This is a genomic window from Dactylosporangium sp. NPDC048998 (assembly GCF_043197855.1).
In the GTDB taxonomy this organism is placed as follows: Bacteria; Actinomycetota; Actinomycetes; order Mycobacteriales; family Micromonosporaceae; genus Dactylosporangium.
In genome coordinates this window covers 410,480-429,348 of record NZ_JBICTV010000006.1, presented here as the reverse complement: position 1 = coordinate 429,348, position 18,869 = coordinate 410,480, and the positions used below count along the sequence as shown (strand labels likewise).

The following is an 18,869-nucleotide window of genomic DNA, read 5'->3' as shown; positions in this document are numbered from 1 at the left end:
TCAGGACCCTTGCCTAGAAGCGAGCTCCATGGGTACCGTCAATTCAAATAAGGAGACCTGACTAGAAGGAGTCGCCGTGTCAGCACCGGCCCTGCCGCACTGGGAGGAGACCCCCGAGGACCTCCCGGGCGCGATCCGCGAGATCAAGGCCGCCATCCGGGCCCGCATCGCCGCGTCCGGGCGCACCGTCGAGGAGGTCTTCGCCGTCGTCGAGCGGCGCATCGAGGCCGAGGTCGCCGACGTCGAGGCCGCCCTGGCGCGCGGGGAGCACGTCTGGCCGGTCATCGAGTACGCCGACATCGCCGCCGGCACGGTCCCCGCCGAGCAGGCCGCCCTGCTGCACCGCCGCGGCTGCCTCGTCGTGCGCGGGCACTTCGAGCGCGAGCAGGCGCTGGGCTGGGACCGCGACATCGTCGAGTACGTCGAGGGCAACCGCTTCTTCGAGACCTACCGCGGCCCCGGCGACGACTTCTTCGGCACCGTGGGCTCGAAGCCCGAGATCTACCCGATCTACTGGTCGCCGGCCCAGATGCAGGCCCGCCAGAGCGAGCGGATGGGCCGGGTGCAGGCGTTCCTCAACCGGCAGTGGCGGTACGACTCGCAGGGCGAGCGGTGGTTCGACCCGGACCGCGACTCGCTCTACCCGGATCGCATCCGGCGCCGGCCGGAGGGCGCCGACTCGGCCGGCCTGGGCACCCACCTCGACCCAGGCACGCTCGACCTGTGGATGACCGAGGCCTACCAGCGCGCGTTCCGGCACCTGTTCGACGGCAGCGTCGAGGAGTACGACCCGTGGGACGCCGCCTACCGCACCGCGGGCCCGCAGTACCCGGGCACGACGATGTGCTCGGTATTTCGCACCTTCCAGGGCTGGACGGCGCTGTCGGACATGGCGCACGACCAGGGCGTGCTGCACACGGTGCCGATCCCGTCCGCGATGGCGTACCTCATGCTGCGCCCCCTGCTCGCCGACGTTGCCGAGGACGACATGTGCGGCGTCACCGTCAACCAGGTCTTCCCGGCCAGCGAGCGCTGGCACCCGCTGCTGATGCGCGCCCGGGCCGGCATCCCCGACGTGCGGGCCGGCGACTCGGTCTGGTGGCACTGCGACATGATCCACAGCGTCGCGCCGGTGCGGAACCAGCGCGGCTGGGGCAACGTCATGTACATCCCGGCGGCGCCGTGGTGCCCGCGCAACGAGCGGTACGCGGCGAGCGTCCGCGAGGCCCTCGAGACCGGTTCGAGCCCGGCCGACTTCCCCGAAGAGCACTACGAGCGCGCCTGGCCGGACCGCTTCCGCCTCGCCGACCTCAACGAGCGAGGGCGCCGCGGGCTGGACCTGGCCCCGGCACGATGAGGCAAGGAGTTCAGTCCGCCGTGAGCTCGCGTTGTTCCGCCTCGAGCAGGTGCCCCAGGTAGGCCTCGATGCCGGCCGCGGCGGCCGGGTCGAGCCGCAGAAACTCGATGCCGATCTCCTCGCCGTCGTCGCCGTCGAGGATCCGCACGACCCGGCCCCGGGCCGAGGTGCGCTGGTCGACGAGGTCCAGCGTCAGCTCGACCGGGGCGCCGGGGCTCGGGTGCCAGTCCGGCGGCGCCGCGCAGCGCACGCCGCTGACGCTCAGGTCGAGCATCTCCACGGTGTGGGAGCGTTACGAAATGTCGCCGGTCAGGTGGGGCGGCGGCGCAGCCACCACAGCGTCGCCAGGACCAGCAGCGCCGCGGCCGCGGTCAGCCAGGCCGCGTCGATGGCCTGGAACTGCCAGAAGCGCTCGCCCGGCTCGTACAGCACCCAGGTCCGGTAGTCGCCCTGGGTCCAGGTGCGGTCGTTCGCGTGCAGCGCCAGGATCGCGTTCCACTCGGCTTCCGACAGCCGGTGGCCGGCCGGGTCGACGACCCAGCTGTCCACGACCCAGGCACGGCCGCCGTGGCCGAGGCCGTGGGTGTCGGCCGCGGCGAGGATCGGCGCGGCGTAGCGCGGGCGCAGCGCGTACCAGTCGAGGAGGAACACGCCGACCCACGCGGCCCCGGTGACGAACATGGCCACGACCGTGCGGCGCAGCACCGCGCCGGCGAACACGCCGAGGGCGAGGCAGAACAGGGTCGCGGCGGCGAGGTAGACGCCGTCGGCGTGATACGGCCACGGCGCGATGCGGTCCTTGATCGCGGCGATCGGCGTGTACCACCAGTGGAAGAATGCGCTGAAGCCGAGCGTGGCGGCCAGCAGGGCCGAGCCGAGCAGCGCCACCTTGGTCAGCAGCAGCCGCCGGGGCGTGACGGCCTGGGTCCAGGCGAAGCGGAAGGTGCCGGCCTCGTACTCGCGGGCGACGAGCGGCGCGCCCACGAACATGCCGAGCAGGCCGGGCAGCAGGGCCAGGAACTGCGTCCACAGGCCCCAGCGCTGCGCCTGCAGCGCGAACGCGCTCAGCTGCGCATCGCCGCACGCGGGCAGGCAGGCGTCGAGGCCGATCTCGCGGTACGACTGCCGGATCCGCAGGCCCGTGAACAGCAGGGCGCCGACGAGCGCGAGCAGGACGGCGGCGCTGGTGAGCAGGGCGGTGCGGTGCAGGCGCCACGTCGGCCACAGGGCGCGGGGGCGGCGGCCGGCGCGCGGCGCGGTGGCGGCGGCGAGCGCGCTCATCGGGTCACCAGCGCTCGCGGCCCGGGCAGCGCGGCCGCCGTGGAGCGCAGGTACGCCAGGACGAGGTCGTTGAGCGCGACCTCGCGCCGCTGCCAGCCGGGCGGTGGCTTCGGCCGCGGCGTGCGGGTGCGCACGAGCAGGTGCGCCTGGGCGGCCGCCCGCGCGTCGGACACCACGGCGTGCGCGGCGGCGACCTCGTCGGCGCGGTCGGCGGGGCCGGTCAGCAGCTGGTGGTGGGCCAGCAGGTCGTCCACCTCCCCCGCCAGCTGTACCGCACCGGCGCGCAGCACCACGAGGTAGTCGCACGCCCGCTCCAGCTCGGCGAGGTGGTGCGAGGAGAACAGCACGGAGATCTCGTGCTCGGCGACCGCGGTCAGCAACGCGGCGAGGAACTCGTGCCGGGCGAGGGGGTCCAGCCGGGCGAGCGGCTCGTCGAGCAGCAGCAGCTCGGGCCGCTTACCCAGCGCGAGCGCGAGGACGACCTGCGCCTGCTCGCCGCCGGAGAGCGCGCCGAAGCGCCGCGACGGCGGCAGCCCGAGCGCCTCGATGCGCTCCCACGCGACCGCCGCGTCCCAGCGGGTGTTGAGGTGCTCGGCGAGGCGCAGCAGTTCGCGGATGGTCAGCGCCGGGTACAGCGCGGCGTGCTGGTCCACGAACCCGACCCGGTCGCGGCGGGCGCCGGGGTCGGCGCCGAGCACCTCGATGCGCCCCGAGGTCGGCCGGCGCAGCCCGATCGCCAGCTCCAGCAGCGTGGTCTTGCCGGCTCCGTTGGGCCCGACGAGCGCGACCACGCGGCCGGCCGGGACGGCGAGCGTGCAGTCGTGGAGGGCGACGGTCCGCCCGTAGCGCTGCGTGAGCCGGAACGTCTCGATCGCGTTCATGCCACTCCCCTGCCTCCCCGCCTGAGCGCCGGCGTCGCGGCGGTCTCCTCCCGGCTCTCCTCCTGCAGCACGCTGTTGACGAGCGCGGCGATGCCCCCGTGGTCGAGCCCCGCCTCGCGGGCCGCGCGCACCCAGCCCACGAGCCGGCGCCGCAGCGCCGCCTGCCCCGCGAGGTCGACGACGGGCAGCGTGCCCTGCACGAAGCTGCCGACGCCCTGCTGGGTGGTGACGATCCCGCGCGCGGTCAGCTCCCGGTACGCCTTCTGCACGGTGTTGGGATTGATCGCGAGCGCCGCGACGACATCCTTGATGCGCGGCAGCTGGTCCCCGTCGCGCAGCACGCCGAGCCGAAGCCCCTGCTCCACCTGGTGCACGAGCTGCAGATACGTCGGCACCCCGGACGCGGCATCGAGCACGAACCGGATCCGCGAGACGCCGTCTTTATCTACTTCCATAGTAAAACCATAAAACTGCCGGCGACGGTACGTCAACAAGCGGCGGCCGGGTTGACAACCTACGTTTGTGAGTGTGTACTGACTTACATGAGAAGCACCGCCGAGGCCCGGCGGGCCGTTCTGCTCGACCGGGCCGTCTCCGTGTTCGCCCGCAACGGGTATCACGCGACGCCGGTCACCGCGGTGGCCGCGGCGGCCGGGATCTCCGAGGCGTACGCGCTGCGGCTGTTCTCCGGCAAGCTCGGGCTGTTCGTCGCCGCCGTCGAGGCGTGCTACGAGCGCATCCTCGCCACCCTCGAGGCGGCGGCCGAGCGGGCCGAGGGTCAGGGGCCGCAGCAGCTGCTGGAGAGCCTCGGTGACGCCTACGCCGAGCTCATCGGCGACCGCGACCTGCTGCTGCTGCAGGTGCACGCGCAGAGCGTCAGTGACGTGCCCGAGGTCGGGGCGGCGGTGCGGGCCGGATACAAGCGGCTCGTGCACTTCCTGCGCGCGGCCGGGGCCGAGGACCGGCAGATCCAGCATTTCGTCGCGTACGGGCAACTATGCCACCTCATCGTCACCGCCGGCTTGGATAACACGGACAACATGGACGAGTCGTGGGCCCGCGCGCTGACCGACGGCATGCGTCACGTGTCGTGACCCTGCCGTACGCACGGCGCGCTTTTTGTGGCATCAGATGTAAGTGAGTGCACACATACAAACCGAGGAGGGTGTACCCCATGACCACGCTCACCACCGAGATCGTCCTGCCCGGCATCGTCGAGCCCGAGGGCCTGCTCGTACGCGACCGCGAGCTCGCCGCGCCGGGCCCCGGCCAGGCGCTCGTGCGCGTCGAGGCCAGCGGCGTGTCGTTCGCCGAACAGCAGATGCGCCGCGGCAAGTACTACGACCAGCCGCCCTTCCCGTTCACCCCCGGGTACGACCTGGTCGGCCAGGTGGAGGCGGTCGGACCCGGCGTCGACCCCGGCCTCGCCGGGACCCGGGTCGCGGCCGTGACGAAGACCGGCGGCTGGGCCACCGCGGTCACCGTCGACGCCGCCGACCTGGTGCCGGTCCCCGACGGCGTCGACCCGGCCGCCGCGGAGACGGTCGTGGTCAACGGCGTCACCGCCTGGCAGATGCTCCACCGCACCGCGAAGGTCCGCCCCGGCGGCACCATCCTGGTCCTCGGCGCCAACGGCGGCGTCGGCTCGACCCTCACCCAGCTGGCCCGCCACGCCGGCATCCGGGTCGTCGGCACCGCGTCGGCGCGCCACCACGACGCCGTGCGCGCGCTGGGCGCCGAGCCGCTGGACTACCGGGCCCCGGACCTCGCCGCGCGGGCCCGGGCTCTGGCACCGGGCGGCTACGACGCGGTGTTCGACCACGTCGGCGGCCCCGGCATCGTCGACTCGTGGCGGCTCGTCGGGCGCGGCGGGACGCTGGTCTCCTACGGTACCGCCGCCACCCGCGACGTCGCCGGAAACGCCCGCCTGCCCGTCCTGGCCCTGTTCGGGCGCCTGCTGTGGTGGAACCTGCTGCCCAACGGGCGCGGCGCCGCCTTCTACAACCTGTGGGCCGGCCGACGCCGCCCCGCCGCGTTCCGGGCCCGGATGCGCGAGGACCTCACGCGGGTGTTCGCGCTGCTCGCCGACGGCTCGCTGACCGCGCAGGTCGCCGCCCGCATCCCGCTGCGCCGCGCCCCGGAGGCGCTGCGCCTGGCCGAGTCCGGCACGGTCGCCGGCAAGGTCGTCCTCGTCCCCTGACCCGACCGGCTCGCGGTGGGCTGAGCCGCATCACGGGACCAGCGACGGATCCGGGCGCGGCGCGCCCGGATCCGCCGGCGTGTCCACCCGTGGGCCGCCGGCGAGCCGCCAGCCGTTCTTGCCGGAGCCCTTCGCCCGGTACATCGCCAGGTCGGCGCGGCGCAGGACGTCCGCGGGCCCGGCGCCCGGCGTACCGGCCGAGTCGCCGACGAACGCGACGCCGACGCTCGCGCCCACGCGGACCCGGGCCGCGGGCAGGTCGACGGGGGCGGCCAGGGCGCGGACCAGCCGGTCGGCCAGCTCGCCGGCGCCGTCGCGGGACGGCCGGTCGGCGAGGACCACGAACTCGTCACCGCCGAGGCGGCAGACCAGGTCGCCGCCGCGGACCTCGCGCAGCAGCCGGGCGGCGATCTCGCGTAGCAGCGTATCGCCGGCGTCGTGGCCCAGCGTGTCGTTGACGACCTTGAAGTCGTCGAGGTCGATCAGGAACACGGCGGTGTCGGTGCCGTCCGCGGCGTGGCGCTCGACGGCCTCGGCGATGCTGCGCGCGTAGAGGGCGCGGTTGGCCAGGCCGGTCAGCTCGTCGTACCAGGCCTGGCGCTGCAGCTGCGCGTTGAGCGCCCGGTTCTCGGCCAGCAGGCGGTCGTTCTCGCGCAGCGCGACGAACTGGCGGATCGTCACGAAACACAGCAGCAGCCCGGTGCCGCCGAGCACACCGCACTCCCGCCAGTCCAGGTGGGGCCACACGACGACGGCGAGCAGGACGAACGCGGCCGCGGAGGCGCCGTACGGCAGGACGCTGAACGACCGGCGCCCGGCGCGCTGGGGCCGGCCCAGCGGCGCCACGGCGTTGATCCGGTACTGCAGCGTCGCCCCGGTCAGCGAGCACATCTGCGACAGCAAGAGCAGGACGTTGGCCGCCAGCGGCGCGTCACCGGCCTGGTCGTCGGAGAGCGCGGTCGCGCCGGCGGAGAGCGCGACGCACAGCGCGTAGAAGATCAGCGGGCGGCGGGCCATCACGCCGACGCCCACGAACGCGATCTTCAGGATGCCGAAGCCGGAGACGAGCAGCATCGCGGGCAGCGCGAGCACGGCGGACAGCTCCAGCCAGCCGCGGCCCGAGTCCCACTGGCGGCTGACCCCGAAGTACCAGATGAACGAGGCGCCGCCGAGCAGCACGACGGTGGCGTCCAGCCCGACGGTGATCTTGTCGTTGCGGGTGCGGGCGGTCGTCGGATACTGGAACACGGCGTACATGGTGAGCAGCCCCGCGATCGGGTACACGATCTCCGAGCCGAGCATCGACACCGCCCGGCCGGTCGCCGCCCGCGCGGCGACGGACGCGAGGTCGATGCCCATGCCCACCGCGTAGACGGTCAGCGCCCAGGCGAGGCTCAACCAGAACCGCGCGGTGTCCCGCGGCAGACGCGGCAGGCGGGCGGTGCGCCGCATCACGAAGATCAGCAGCCCGATGAGCACCAGGTTGGCGACGATGTACACGATCCGCCCGCCCGTACCGGGCACGGCGACGCCGAGCACGACGGCGAGCACGGCGACGGCCGCGCCGATGGGCACCAGCGTGTCGGCGCTCACACGCAGCCGCATGAATCCTCCCTCATGTCCGTGCTGTCCGCTCTCATCGTCCGCACGGTGGCGAATCTAAACGAATGGCCGCGTTCCACCCCGCAGCCCGCCGTCCGATAGGGTCGGGAGAAGGATCTCGATACGTGGCTTGCGCGAGGGGTATGAGCAGTGCCAGACGGGTTTGGGAAGATCACGGTCGTCGTGCCGACCTACAACGAGCGCGACAACCTGCCGAAGCTGGTGGAGCAGCTGGCGGCGCTGCCGGTGCGGCTGCATGTGCTGGTCGTGGACGACAACTCCCCGGACGGCACCGGCGAGGTCGCCGACAAGCTGGCGCTGGAGTCCCCGCAGTCGTTCGGCGTGCTGCACCGCACGGCGAAGGACGGGCTCGGCCGGGCGTACGTCGCCGGCATGCTCCGCGCGCTCGACGAGGGCGCCGACGTCGTCATCCAGATGGACGCCGACCTGTCCCACCCCTCCTCGGCCATCCCGGCCATGGTGGACGCGCTGGCCGCCGACGACGTGGCCGTGGTGCTCGGCTCGCGGTACGTGCCGGGCGGCTCGGTCGCCGGCGACTGGGCGTGGCACCGCAAGGCGCTGTCGACGTGGGCGAATTTCTACGTCGACGCGATCCTGCGGATGGGCGTCAAGGACGCCACCGCCGGTTTCAAGGCGTGGCGCGCCGAGACGCTGCGCCGCATCGACATCGCCTCGATCCAGAGCAACGGGTACTCGTTCCAGGTCGAGATGAACTACCGGACCGTCCGGCGGGGCATGCGCATCGTCGAGGTCCCGATCCGCTTCGCCGACCGCACCCGCGGCGTGTCCAAGATGAGCCTGCGGGTCCAGCTGGAGTCCGCGCTCATGCCGTGGAAGCTGCGCCTCGCCCGCAGCGCCGCCCTGGCCCGGCAGGATTCGTAGCCCTCGGTGAGCCACTGCGCGCGCTCCGCCACCGGGTACGGTCGAACGCATGGCACGGAAAATCGCGACGAACGACCGGGTCGACCGGGACGCGCTGGTGGAGTTCCTCGCCAAGCGCCACCACGGCATCGTCATCACCAACCGCGCCGACGGGCGGCCGCAGGCCTCGCCGGTGTCGTGCGGGGTCGACGGGCAGGGGCGGATCGTGATCTCGACCTACCCGGAGCGCGCCAAGGTGAACAACCTGCGCCGCGACCCGCAGGTGTCGGTGCTCGTGCTCTCCGACGACTGGAACGACGCCTGGGTGCAGGTCGACGGGGTCGCCGAGGTGCTCGACCTGCCCGAGGCGCTCGAGGCGCTGGTGGAGTACTACCGCTGCATCGCCGGGGAGCACCCGGACTGGGACGAATACCGTGCGGCGATGGTGGCGCAGGGCAAGTCGCTGCTGCGCATCACGATCGAGCGGTGGGGGCCGGTGGCGACCGGCGGTTTCCCGGCCCGGCTGGCGTGAGCGCGCCCCGTGCATTAGCGGAAAACTGGTCCTGACGCCAGTCTTGTGACGGCCCCGGCCTGTGCGGATCCTGTGCCGATGGACGTACCGAACGCCGTGGCGCGCGTCGATGTCCCCTTCGCCGGCGAGGGCGCCGGCGACGCGGAGCTGACGTGGGGCCAGCGCGCGATGTACCAGGCCATGCTGCGCGAGCGGTCATGGCTGCCGATGGGTGGGCACCGGCCCGTGCCCGGCGGGACGACGGTCGCCGACGTCGAGGCGGAGCTGCGGTACACGATGGAGCGCTACCAGGCGTTCCGCACCCGGCTGCGCCCGCGCGACGGCGGCCCGCCCGGCCAGTCCGTCGCCGCGGCCGGCGTCGCGCACCTCGACGTCGTCGAGGCGGACGGGGCCGACCCGGACGACGTCGCCGCGGCGGTGGAGCGCGCCTACCGCGGCACCGAGCCGGACCTGGCCCGCGACTGGCCGATGCGCATGGCGGTCGTCTGCCGCGGCGGCCGCCCGGCCCGCCTGGTCGCCATCATGCCGCACCTGGTCACCGACGGCATCGGCGCGGCCGTCATGGTCGACGAGGTCACCCGCCGGGTCGCCGCGCCGGTGGCCGGGCTGCGGCCGCTGGACCTCGTCGAGTGGCAGGCGTCCCCGGCCGGCGCGCGCCAGCACGCCGGCGCCCTGCGGCACTGGGAGCGGCACGCGCCCGGCCTCGAGCCGTTCACGACCGGCATCCGGTCTTCGCAGCGGTACCGTAAGTGCCTCCTCGAGTCGCCCAGGCTCGCCGCCCGGCTGCCGGAGGCGGCCGGGCGCACCGGCGTCGACCAGTCCACGGTCCTGCTCGCCGCATACCTGGCCGCGATCGGCCGGGTCGCCGGGCGCGGCACGGTCGCCGTGCGGCAGGTCGTCAGCAACCGGTTCCGAAGTGGACTGTCCGATGTGGTCAGCCCGATCACCCAGCTGGGCCTGTGCGTCGCCGACGTCTCCGGCGGGTTCGGCGAGGCGGTGGCGAACGTGGCCCGTGCCGCGCTGCCGGCCCGCAAGTACGCCTACTACGACCCGTTCGCGATGCCGGACGCCCCGACGCCGTGCTTCAACGACCGCCGCGCCACGGCCGCCACGGCGTTCCGCTCGGCCGGCTCGGGAGCCGAACGGACGGACCCCGGCACGCTCACCTGGACCGCCCCGCCGCCCGGCCCGACGGAGCCGCTGTTCCTGCACGCCGACGACGTGCCGGGCGCGGTACGCCTGACGCTCGACGTCGACACCGCCTGCTTCTCCCCCGCCGACGTCGAGGCGATCGCCCGCACGATCGAGGAGCTCGTCTGAGCAGGTTCAGTCCGAGTTCAATCCGAGGTCAGTCCGAGGTCAGTCCGAGTTCAATCCGAGACGGCCCACGCGGCCAGGGGCTCGCGCTGTTCGAGCCAGGCCGGCGGGATGCCGGCGCGGCCGGTGTACGCGGCGACGATCCCGCCGGCGATCGCCGCCGTCGTGTCGACGTCCCCGCCGGCCTCGATGCACGCCCGCACCGTCGCCGGATAGTCGTCCAGCCGGGTCGCGGCGACCCACAGCGCGAACGGCACCGTGTCCTGCGCGAGGACCTGCGCGCCGTTGCCCAGCTCGTACGCGGCCTCGGCGACGCTCGCGCCCAGCAGCCGCCGGGCCCGCCGCACGCCGTCGCGGACCCCGCCGTCGACAAGGTAGCCGTGGACCGCGTCGAGCAGCTCCGCGGGCGTGGGCCGGTTGCGCACCAGCCGCGCCCAGCCCGCTTCGGCGGCCGCCACCGCGACGGCGACCGCGCCGAGAATGCCCTCCGGGTGCGCGTGCGTGACCTCGGCGGAGCGCATCGCCTCCAGCGCCGCGGTCCGCGAGTCGCCGGCGTGCAGGGCGCCAAGCGGCGCGACCCGCATGGCGGCGCCGTTGCCCATCGACCCCTGCCCGCCGAACGCGTCGCGGGTCACCTCCCGCCAGGGCTCGCCCGCGCGGATGCGGCGCAGGATCACCACCGCGCCGCCGCCGTAGCCGCGGTAGGGCTCGAAGCGCTCCGCGAACGCCCGGGCGAGCCGGTCCTGGTCGACGGTGGGGTGCCGGCGCAGCTCACCCACGAGCGTGCACGCCATCTCGGTGTCATCGGTCCACGGCCAAGAGCCCGCCGGGGCGCTGCCGTCGAGAAGGTCTTCAAACGTGGTGCCGGGGACGAAGAACTGCGCCCCGAGCGCGTCGCCCACGCTGAGCCCGTCCAGGCTGTCGTGGCAGAGTGCGATATCGGTCATGGCTGTGCCCGACCCTACCCGAACCGGGCCAGCTCGTCCGCGTCGCTTTCCTGGTGCAGCGCGTGGGCAGCTGGCCGACGCGGCGCCACAGCGCGAACACCGCCGCGGCGGCCATCGCTCGCCTGAAAAAAATGTCATACCCCCGGGCTAGCCTCGCCGGCGTGAGTGTTGTGCAGCAGTATCGGTATCTGGCCCCGTCCACCGCGGGCGACGGCGGCGTCGACCTGCAGACCTGCGGCGGGCCGGCGGCCAACCCGCGGTTCTTCGCCGGGTTTCTGACCACGCCGGCGGCGGCCGCGGCCGGGCTGCTCGCCGTCGCCGACGTCGCCCGCACCCGGTATTTCCAGCCGCGCGACCCGGCCAGCCTCGACCCGGTCGTCACCGGCAGCGCCGACCGGCTGCGGTTCGAGTCGTTCTCCGGCTGCTGCGGGGTGTATGCGCGGCTCGACGCGCTGCCGCCCGGGCTCGACGGGGAGGTCCTCGGCCACGGCACCACCAACGTCGACGTCAACCCGCCGCTGCGCGAGGCGCTGGCCCGCATCGCCGGGCTCGACCCGCTGCACCTGTCCGTCGGCCCCGACGACCTCACCGCGTCCACGCTCGACGGCACCGTCGTGGAGAAGAAGGTGCCGCTGCCGACCCGGTGGCTGCGCGGGTTCGCCGAGGTCCACGTGCTGTCCGCCGGGTTCGACCTGCGCGCCGAGCTCACGGCCGCGGAGGCGGGCGCCTTCCTGCGCCGGCTGCCCGGGGCGAACGACCGCTCGGTGCTGTGGGCGGTGCCGGCCGGCCGCTCGCTGCGCCTCACCTCGCGACCCGTGCCGGGCGCGGTCTGCCTGGCCGGCGCGGGCCGCCTCGCCGCACTGCGGGGCCTGCTGCGGCACTCGCGGAGCCTGCGCGTCTACGGCCCGCCGGTCCCGGCCGGGTCGCCGCCGGTGGCGAGCGCCTGGGAGCTGGACACCGGCGCGCTGCGGCTCACGCTGACGCTGTCGCCCGAGCCGCACCGGGGGTTCTCCGGCGAGGGCGCCGCGCTCGCGTCCCTGGCCGGCGACGACGTCGCCGACGACGCCGAGCTGATCGGCGCCCTGCTGTCGTGGGACCCGACGATCGACGTGGCTGACCTGTCCGCCGCCGCGGGCCTCGGGCCGGGCCGCGTCCGGGCCGCCCTGGCCCAGCTGGGCACCGCGGGCCGGGTCGGCTACGACGTGGCCGACGCGGCGTACTTCCACCGCGTGCTGCCGTATGACGCGGCCCGCGCCGAGCGCGACAACCCGCGCCTGGTCGGCGCGCGGGCCCTGGCCGAGTCCGGTGCCGTCACCCTCGACGGTTCCGCGGCGACGGTGCGCAGCGGCGATCAGACCTACCGGGTGCGCCGCCTGCCGGACGGCGCCCTGACCTGCACGTGCCCGTGGTGGGCGAAGCACCGCGGCGGCCGCGGCCCGTGCAAACACGCCCTGGCTGTCACCATCGCCACGGCCTCTACCACAGCCGCTACCATGGCCGGCACGGCATGACCGCGTTCGACTTCGAGCTGATCCGGTGTGGCCGGGTGGCGACGGTGGCCCTGGAGGTCGCCGCCCTCGACGACGCCGGGCGCGCCGAGACGGCCCGCGAGCTGCTCGCCTACGTGAAGCGCCGCTCCCAAAACCACTGGCTCGGCGACGAGCTGTCCGCCCTGGCCGTGGCCACGATCGGCTGCGCTCCCTCGGCCGCCGCCGCGGCGCGGATCCTGACCCGCAGCTGGATGTCGCCGGGCCGTGGGACCGCCGACGCGGTCGTGACCACCGCCCGTGCCCGCGGCGTGACCTGGCTGCCCGAGCTCGTCACCCGGCTGGCCGACCCGCGCCCCGCCAACGACGACCAGCGGCTGTGGGCGTTCACCGCGATGCTGCTCGCCGCGGAGGGCCTGCCGCCGCCGGCGACGGACTGGTTCGTGCTGGGCTGGCTGTCCGACCTCGACTTCCCGGTCGAGGAGCGGCTGCGCTCCCGCCCGATCGCCGAGCGCCTGCGCACCGACCCGTTCCTCGACGCGCTGCTCCCCCGCGTCTTCACGCTCGACGGCGCCGGCGAGCGGCTGACGGTGTGGGAGACCGGCCGCCCCGGCGGCAAGCTCGCCCTGATCCAGGCCCTCGCCGAGCTCGCCGCCGAGGGCCGCCTCGACCGCGACATGCTGCTGCGCGGCTGCCTCGGCCGCCTGCTGCACGGCGGCCGCCCGGCCGCCGTGCGCGGCTTCCTCGCCCTACTGGCCGCACTCGCCCCGGCGCCGGCCGACGTGGCCGCCCACGCGGGTGATTACCTGCGCCTGCTCGCCGACGCGCCGTCCCCGGTGGCGACGGCCGCGCAGAAGGCGCTGCGCACCGCGCCCGACCTCGACCTCGACGCAGTTCTGGAGGCGTCGAAGGCCGTGCTGCGCCGCCCCGACAAGGCGCTGGTCCGCGCCCAGCTCACGTGGCTCGACGCCCTCGCCCGCCGCCATCCGGCACGGGCCGCCGACGTCGCCGCCGCCCTGGCCGAGGCCGCCGACCACCCCGCCGTCGAGCTGCGCGAGCGGGCGACCGCCCTGGCCGCGCGGCACGGGGGTGACGTACCGGTCGCTGTCGTCGCGGTGGCGACCGGCGACGACCTGCCGCCGCCCCCGCCCCCGGCCCCCGCGCCGCCGCCGATCACCGACCCGGACGAGCTGGCCGAGGAGGTGGCCGCGTTCTACAGCGGCCGCCCGTTTGCCGCGCTGCTGCCCCTGGAGCGCATCGCCGACGCCCTCGTCCGGCTGTCCGCCGCCGACCGCCCCGCCCTGCGCGCCGCGCTGCTGCCGGTGCTCGAACGGCACCGCGAGGGCATGGGCGAGCACGGCTGGGACCCGTGCTGCCTGTGCGGCACCTTCACCGGCGTCCTGCACTCGGCCATCGACGCCGGGCAGGCAACGGTGCGCCGGGGCGGCTGGGCCGCCCTGCTCGCCGCGGCGCGCCGGTTTCTCGCGCTGGGCGAGCCGACACCCGACCCGCGGGTACCGCCACCGCACCGGCTCCTGCGCGCCCGCCTCGCCGAGATCGGCATGCACGCCGCCCGCCCGGACCACGCGCCCCGCCTCGTCACCCCCGTCGGCTTTACCAGCCCGGTCGGCTCAGCCGGCGTTGTCGGCTCAGCCGGCGTTGTCGGCTCAGCCGGCGTTGTCGGCTCAGCCGGCGTTGTCGGCTCAGCCGGCGTTGTCGGCCCGATCGACTCGCTCGGCCCCGTCGGCTTTGTCGGCTCAGCCGGCCCCGTCAGCCCGGGCGACGCGGTCGGCCCGGCTGGCTTTGTCGGCCCGGTTGGCCTCGGCGTCCCGGTCGGCTCGGCCGGAACGGTCGGTCTGCTCGCCGCGCCTACGTGGGCCAACGGCGCCCTGGACACGGCCGTCCTGCTCGACCGGCTGGCGGCGCTCGGCGATCGTGAGCCGTGGCCGTGGGATTTCGCCCAGGCCCTGCTGCGCCTGCCGCCCGGCCCCGACGAGCCGTCCGCCGCCCGCGCGGAGGCCCTCGGCATCCCGGCCGGCGCCCGCGTCGCGGCCTGGCTGCGCGGCGGCGGCCTGCCGTCGCCCCGGTGGCAACTGGAAACGGTCCCCCGCCGCCCGCGCAAACACGCCGGCGACTACGAGCACGACTCGCTGCCGCTCCTTCGCGTCCGGGTCGGCACCTCGGCCTCGGCCGCGCCGGCGGCCCGCGGCGCGGGTGCGGATGGTGCCAGTGCGGCCGGTGCGCGTGCGGCCGGTGCGCGTGCGGGCGGTGCGCGTGCGGGTGCGGGCGGTGTGGAGACGTTCGGGCTGCTCGGGTCGCCGGTCCCGCCGGTCGGTGCCGGGAGCGGCGGCTGGCATGTGCTGTGGCCGGGGCTGCTGCCGTGGCATCGCGGCCTGGCCGCCGCGTACGCGCTGCCCGACGTCGCCGCGACCGCCGACATGGACCAACGCGGCGGGGCCGCCGTCCTGCCGCTGCTCGCCGAGGCCGCCGGCGACCCGGGCCCGGCGCTGCCGATCGCCGTCGCATACGGCCTCGCCGCCCGCCACGAGGCGGACCGCGTCGCCGCGCTGGACGCCCTCCTGCTGCTGGCGGCCGCGGAGTCCTTCGACGCCGAGACGGCCGGCCGGCACCTGGGCGTCCTGGCCGCGGGTGGCGCCGTGACGCTGACCCGGGCCCTGCAGCCGCTGCGCGACGCCGCCGCGGCCGGCGCCCCGCGGACGGTGTTTCGCCTGCTCGCCGCGGCCCTGCCGGCGCTGCTGGCGGCCGCACCCCCGCCGCGGGGCACGCCCGACCTGCTCACCCTGGCCGCCGAGACCGCCCCGGCCGCGCCCGGCCCGGCGGAGATCCCGGGCCTGGCCGACCTCGCCGCCCGCCGCGGGAGTTCTCGCCTGACCACCGAGGCCCGCCGCCTGGCCACCGCCCTGGGGATGAAGTCCTGACCGCCCAGACCGCCGCCGCGCTACCGCTCTGCGGATGAAGTCGTGACCGCCCAGGCCCGGTGCCGCGTCACCGCCCTGGGATGAGTTGACCGCCGCGCCGTTCGCGTCGGCCGGGCTCCCTCGGAGGCGTCACCGTCGTGATCGAGAAGGCGGGCCCGGGGGCTGCGTCAGCGATTCCGATGGCGCAGCGAATTGTCGCGTCGTCTCGGTGGCCGTGATCTGTTGGCTGGGGTTCGCTGGGCGGCACGTGTCCAGCACGGCCAGCATGCGCCCGGCCCACCAGCGCGCGTCGTACCGTCGCACCGACTGGCGCATCCGGCGCATCGCCGCCTCCTCGGCGGTGGCGCGGCGTGGGTCGGCGGCCGCGGCGATCGCCCGCTTGAGGTCCTCCACGTCGTACGGGTTGACCATCGTCGCCTCGGTGAGCTCACCGGCGACGCCGCTGAACTCGCTGAGCACGAGCACGCCGGTGTTGTCCAGCCGGGCGGCGACGAACGCCTTGGCGGTCGGGTTGGCGCCGTCCCGCAGGGAGGTGGCCAGGAACACGTCGGCCAGACGGAACAGGGCCACCAGATCGACCGGGTCGAGGTTGCGGTGTACGTAATGTACCGCCGGGCGGCCGACCGCGCTGTGCGTGCCGTTGATCCGGGCCACCAGTTGCTCGACGCGCGTGCGGATCGCGGCCTGCTCCGCGGACTGCCGCGCGGCCGGCACGACGACCTGGACCAGCATGCAGTCGGTCGCGTGCAGCCGGCGATCGGCCAGCAGCTCCCCGAAGGCGGTGAGCCGCTGCTCGGCGCCGCTCGTCGCGTCGAGCCGGTCGACGGCGAGCAGCACGGCGCGCGGTTGGCGTAGTTCCCGCCGCAGGTTGTCCATCCGCCGCCGCACGTTCGCTCCCGCCGCGAGCTGCTCGACCGTGTCGACGTCGGCGCCCATCGGCAGCGCGTCGACGACGACCCGGCGACCGCCGGCGATCACGACCCGGTCGTCGACCTCGTACCCGCCGAGATCGCTCGCCAGCCGCACGAGGTTGCCGGCGCTGCGTCGGTCCGGAACGCGGATCGCGTCCGCGCCGAGGAGGCCGTCGACGATCTCCGAGCGCATCGGCATCCTGCCGAACAGCTCGACCGGGGGCACGGGCAGCGGCAGGTAACAGCCGATGGTGAGGTCGGGCCGGGCCGCCCTCAGCAGCGTCGGGACGAGCTGCAGCTCGTGGCCGTGCACCCATACGGCGGCGCCGGGCGCGGCCACTGCCGCCGTTGCCGCCGCGTACCGCTCGTTGACGGAGCGGTACGCGCGCCGCCACCGGCGGTGGAAGGCGGGCCGCTCGACCGCGTCGTGGTACAGCGGAACGATCGTCGACGCGCACTGGCCCTCGAGGTGATCGGCGACGTCCGTGGCGGACAGCGCCACCGGATGCAGCGCCACGGCCTGAAACTTCACCGGCGACGTGCGATTGTCCGCGCGGCCGTTCCAGCCCACCCAGGCACCGTTGCGCGCGGCCAGGGCGGGCCCCAGCGCGCCGGCCCATGCGGCGTGCTCGCCGGCCCAGCGTGCCGGCCTGCGCCCGGTGCCCAGTGGCTCGGCGGGGATGCGGCTCGACACGACGACGAGATCGTGGCGGCCCGCTCCGTTCATCGACCCGGGGTCCGTCGAGGCGGGATACATCGAGACGAGCCTGCTCCGAGGCCATGACGGCCCGCCTGCGGCATCGTGGCAATCTCGTGACAATCGCGAACCCGCCTCCGGCCGTCGGAACCGGGCTCTCCGCGCCGGTTGGCCGGACGGCGGCCGGGCACCTGCGCTATGAAGGTCAGCGTGGCAGTCGGATCGTCCCTGGGACGCGCGGGCCGGGGCATGGCCGTGGCCACGCTCGCGTCGCGGGTAGCGGGATTCGCCAGGGTGCTGGTGCTGTCGGCCGCGCTCGGCCTGGGCAGCCGGCTGCTGGACAGCTACAACCTGGCGAACACGCTGCCGAACACGGTGTACGAGCTGGTCGTCGGCGGCGCGATGGCCAGCGTCGTCGTGCCGTTGCTGACCCGGGCGGCGCTCAACGACCCCGACGACGGCGTGGCCTACGCCCAGCGACTGTTGTCGATGATCGGCTGCGGCCTGGTCGCGGTCACCCTGGTAGCGACGCTGTTCGCCCCGTTGCTCGTGGAGCTGTACACGCCCGGCTTCACCGCGGACCAGCGGCAGCTGGCCGTCGTGTTCACCCGGTTCTTCCTCCCCCAGATCCTCTTCTACGGGGTGAGCGCGGCGACGGGCGCCGTGCTGAACACCCGGGGCCGCTTCGCCGCGCCGATGTGGGCCCCGTCGGCCAACAGCCTGATCGTCATCGCGGTCGGGTCGCTGTACCTCGTGGCCGGCGGTACCACCGGCGCGCACGCGTTGACCACGACCCAGCTGCTGCTGCTCGGCCTGGGTACCAGCGCCGGGGTCTTCGCCCAGATGGCCCTGGTGCTGTGGGCGCTGGCCCGCAGCGGCTTTCCGGTCCGGCTCCGGCTCGACCTTCGGGGCGTTGGGATCGGCCGCATCGGCCGGCTCGGCGGCTGGGTGCTGCTGTCCGTCGCCGCGGCGCAGCTGCTGTTCGCGGTCGCCACGAGATCGGCCTCGATCAGCGGTCTGGGCGGCATCAGCGCGTTCCAGAACGGGTACGCGCTGTTCCAGCTGCCGTTCGCGGTCGTCACCGTCTCGGTGATGACCGCGCTGCTGCCGCGGTTGAGCCGCAGCGCGGCCCGCCTGGACCACCGCGGGATCACCGACGACCTGTCGCTGGCCATCCGGCTGGCCAGCGTCGCGCTCGCCCCGGTGGCGGCGGCCATGGTGGTACTCGGACCGCAGGTCGCGACGCTGCTGTTCGCCCACGGCCGCAGCGCCGCGTCGACCGTGGGCCTGGTCGGGGCGGTCATGGCGGGATTCGGACTCGCCGTGGTGCCGTTCACGGGCTACTCGATCATGCTCCGCGGGTTCTACGCCATGCAGGACACCAGGACGCCCGCGCTGATCAGCAGCGCGGTGAGCGTCGTCGGCGTGGCGGGGTGCCTGGCCGCCGTCGAGCTGCTGACCCGCAGGCAGATCGTGGTCGCCGTCCCGATCGCGTACGCGGCGGCGTACACCACCGGCATGGTCATCGCGGGCCTCGTCCTGCGCCACCGGCTGGGCCGCATCGACGGTCACCGGCTGGCACGCACGCACGCCCGGGTGCTGGTCGCGGCGGCCGCGGCCGGCTCCGCCGCCGGCGCGAGCGCCCGCCTCGTGACGACGCTGACCGGGCCGGCCTGGATCGCGACTCCCCTCGTCCTTGCCGTCGCCGGCCTGCTCGGCGCGGCCACGTACGCGGTCGCCGCCCGGCTGCTCGGCCTCGGCGAGCTCCGCCGGCTCGTGGCCACCGCGACGGCCGGGTTCCGGACGGGCGCACCTCGCCCCGACCGCTGACCGGCC

The 18,869-nt window shown here is 74.9% G+C and carries 16 protein-coding genes; 9 read left to right on the top strand and 7 right to left on the bottom strand.

Annotated elements, in window-relative coordinates:
• The first annotated feature begins 76 nt into the window (after nt 1-76).
• Nucleotides 77-1,357 (top strand): YbiU family protein, encoded by a 1,281-nt coding sequence (locus ACGFI8_RS18675; protein ID WP_392806364.1) that lies wholly within the window; start codon nt 77-79, stop codon nt 1,355-1,357.
• Between the two features lie 10 nt (nt 1,358-1,367).
• On the opposite strand, the gene ACGFI8_RS18670 is transcribed toward ACGFI8_RS18675, so the two are convergent.
• Genes ACGFI8_RS18670 through ACGFI8_RS18655 form a run of 4 tightly spaced genes read right to left on the bottom strand, consistent with a single transcriptional unit; the run spans nt 1,368 to nt 3,974 of the window.
• Nucleotides 1,368-1,631, bottom strand: a complete 264-nt coding sequence (locus ACGFI8_RS18670; RefSeq protein WP_392806410.1) for a PilZ domain-containing protein — start codon at nt 1,629-1,631, stop codon at nt 1,368-1,370.
• A gap of 35 nt (nt 1,632-1,666) precedes the next feature.
• Nucleotides 1,667-2,638: a hypothetical protein gene (locus tag ACGFI8_RS18665; RefSeq protein WP_392806362.1), complete on the bottom strand. Its 972-nt coding sequence runs from the start codon at nt 2,636-2,638 to the stop codon at nt 1,667-1,669.
• Entirely contained in the window at nt 2,635-3,519 is an 885-nt protein-coding gene (locus tag ACGFI8_RS18660) for an ABC transporter ATP-binding protein (RefSeq protein ID WP_392806360.1), read from the bottom strand. Before ACGFI8_RS18660 ends, ACGFI8_RS18665 begins: the two co-directional genes overlap by 4 nt.
• Complete coding sequence (locus ACGFI8_RS18655; RefSeq protein WP_392806358.1) at nt 3,516-3,974, bottom strand: GntR family transcriptional regulator; 459 nt, start codon at nt 3,972-3,974, stop codon at nt 3,516-3,518. Before ACGFI8_RS18655 ends, ACGFI8_RS18660 begins: the two co-directional genes overlap by 4 nt.
• Nucleotides 3,975-4,061: 87 nt before the next feature.
• Between ACGFI8_RS18655 and ACGFI8_RS18650 the strand changes: the two genes are divergently transcribed.
• Entirely contained in the window at nt 4,062-4,613 is a 552-nt protein-coding gene (locus ACGFI8_RS18650; protein WP_392806356.1) for a TetR/AcrR family transcriptional regulator, read from the top strand.
• Nucleotides 4,614-4,693: 80 nt separating this feature from the next.
• Nucleotides 4,694-5,719: a medium chain dehydrogenase/reductase family protein gene (locus ACGFI8_RS18645; protein ID WP_392806354.1), complete on the top strand. Its 1,026-nt coding sequence runs from the start codon at nt 4,694-4,696 to the stop codon at nt 5,717-5,719.
• A 30-nt stretch (nt 5,720-5,749) separates the two neighbouring features.
• On the opposite strand, the gene ACGFI8_RS18640 is transcribed toward ACGFI8_RS18645, so the two are convergent.
• Nucleotides 5,750-7,324: a diguanylate cyclase gene (locus tag ACGFI8_RS18640; protein WP_392806352.1), complete on the bottom strand. Its 1,575-nt coding sequence runs from the start codon at nt 7,322-7,324 to the stop codon at nt 5,750-5,752.
• A 147-nt stretch (nt 7,325-7,471) separates the two neighbouring features.
• On the opposite strand from ACGFI8_RS18640, the gene ACGFI8_RS18635 reads away from it, so the two are divergent.
• From ACGFI8_RS18635 to ACGFI8_RS18625, 3 genes are all read left to right on the top strand, one after another.
• Complete coding sequence (locus ACGFI8_RS18635) at nt 7,472-8,224, top strand: polyprenol monophosphomannose synthase (protein WP_392806350.1); 753 nt, start codon at nt 7,472-7,474, stop codon at nt 8,222-8,224.
• A gap of 49 nt (nt 8,225-8,273) precedes the next feature.
• Nucleotides 8,274-8,735, top strand: a complete 462-nt coding sequence (locus ACGFI8_RS18630) for a PPOX class F420-dependent oxidoreductase (protein WP_392806348.1) — start codon at nt 8,274-8,276, stop codon at nt 8,733-8,735.
• 78 nt (nt 8,736-8,813) lie between these two features.
• A complete protein-coding gene (locus ACGFI8_RS18625) occupies nt 8,814-10,055 on the top strand; it encodes a condensation domain-containing protein (protein ID WP_392806346.1) in 1,242 nt (413 codons plus the stop codon).
• A gap of 50 nt (nt 10,056-10,105) precedes the next feature.
• On the opposite strand, the gene ACGFI8_RS18620 is transcribed toward ACGFI8_RS18625, so the two are convergent.
• Nucleotides 10,106-10,999, bottom strand: a complete 894-nt coding sequence (locus ACGFI8_RS18620) for an ADP-ribosylglycohydrolase family protein (RefSeq protein ID WP_392806344.1) — start codon at nt 10,997-10,999, stop codon at nt 10,106-10,108.
• Nucleotides 11,000-11,160: 161 nt separating this feature from the next.
• Between ACGFI8_RS18620 and ACGFI8_RS18615 the strand changes: the two genes are divergently transcribed.
• Together ACGFI8_RS18615 and ACGFI8_RS18610 are read left to right on the top strand one after the other, a co-directional pair.
• A complete protein-coding gene (locus ACGFI8_RS18615) occupies nt 11,161-12,510 on the top strand; it encodes an SWIM zinc finger family protein (RefSeq protein ID WP_392806342.1) in 1,350 nt (449 codons plus the stop codon).
• Entirely contained in the window at nt 12,507-15,425 is a 2,919-nt protein-coding gene (locus ACGFI8_RS18610) for a DUF6493 family protein (RefSeq protein WP_392806340.1), read from the top strand. The genes ACGFI8_RS18615 and ACGFI8_RS18610 overlap by 4 nt, the downstream gene beginning before the upstream one ends.
• 129 nt (nt 15,426-15,554) lie before the next feature.
• Here the strand turns inward: ACGFI8_RS18610 and ACGFI8_RS18605 are convergent, their stop codons facing one another.
• A complete protein-coding gene (locus ACGFI8_RS18605; RefSeq protein ID WP_392806338.1) occupies nt 15,555-17,063 on the bottom strand; it encodes a trehalose-6-phosphate synthase in 1,509 nt (502 codons plus the stop codon).
• 219 nt (nt 17,064-17,282) lie between these two features.
• Here ACGFI8_RS18605 and murJ point away from each other — a divergent pair, with 219 nt between their 5' ends.
• Nucleotides 17,283-18,863 (top strand): murein biosynthesis integral membrane protein MurJ, encoded by a 1,581-nt coding sequence (gene murJ / locus ACGFI8_RS18600; RefSeq protein WP_392806408.1) that lies wholly within the window; start codon nt 17,283-17,285, stop codon nt 18,861-18,863.
• Nucleotides 18,864-18,869 lie beyond the last annotated feature (6 nt).

Bases quoted from the DNA above. Each gene is read 5' to 3' on its own strand.
- ACGFI8_RS18640 (WP_392806352.1), bottom strand. From the start codon at position 7,324: ATGCGGCTGCGTGTGAGCGCCGACACGCTGGTGCCCATCGGCGCGGCC.
- murJ (WP_392806408.1), top strand. From the start codon at position 17,283: ATGGCCGTGGCCACGCTCGCGTCGCGGGTAGCGGGATTCGCCAGGGTG.
- ACGFI8_RS18620 (WP_392806344.1), bottom strand. From the start codon at position 10,999: ATGACCGATATCGCACTCTGCCACGACAGCCTGGACGGGCTCAGCGTG.
- ACGFI8_RS18670 (WP_392806410.1), bottom strand. From the start codon at position 1,631: ATGCTCGACCTGAGCGTCAGCGGCGTGCGCTGCGCGGCGCCGCCGGAC.
- ACGFI8_RS18610 (WP_392806340.1), top strand. From the start codon at position 12,507: ATGACCGCGTTCGACTTCGAGCTGATCCGGTGTGGCCGGGTGGCGACG.
- ACGFI8_RS18655 (WP_392806358.1), bottom strand. From the start codon at position 3,974: ATGGAAGTAGATAAAGACGGCGTCTCGCGGATCCGGTTCGTGCTCGAT.
- ACGFI8_RS18650 (WP_392806356.1), top strand. From the start codon at position 4,062: ATGAGAAGCACCGCCGAGGCCCGGCGGGCCGTTCTGCTCGACCGGGCC.
- ACGFI8_RS18630 (WP_392806348.1), top strand. From the start codon at position 8,274: ATGGCACGGAAAATCGCGACGAACGACCGGGTCGACCGGGACGCGCTG.
- ACGFI8_RS18625 (WP_392806346.1), top strand. From the start codon at position 8,814: ATGGACGTACCGAACGCCGTGGCGCGCGTCGATGTCCCCTTCGCCGGC.
- ACGFI8_RS18660 (WP_392806360.1), bottom strand. From the start codon at position 3,519: ATGAACGCGATCGAGACGTTCCGGCTCACGCAGCGCTACGGGCGGACC.
- ACGFI8_RS18605 (WP_392806338.1), bottom strand. From the start codon at position 17,063: ATGAACGGAGCGGGCCGCCACGATCTCGTCGTCGTGTCGAGCCGCATC.
- ACGFI8_RS18645 (WP_392806354.1), top strand. From the start codon at position 4,694: ATGACCACGCTCACCACCGAGATCGTCCTGCCCGGCATCGTCGAGCCC.
- ACGFI8_RS18665 (WP_392806362.1), bottom strand. From the start codon at position 2,638: ATGAGCGCGCTCGCCGCCGCCACCGCGCCGCGCGCCGGCCGCCGCCCC.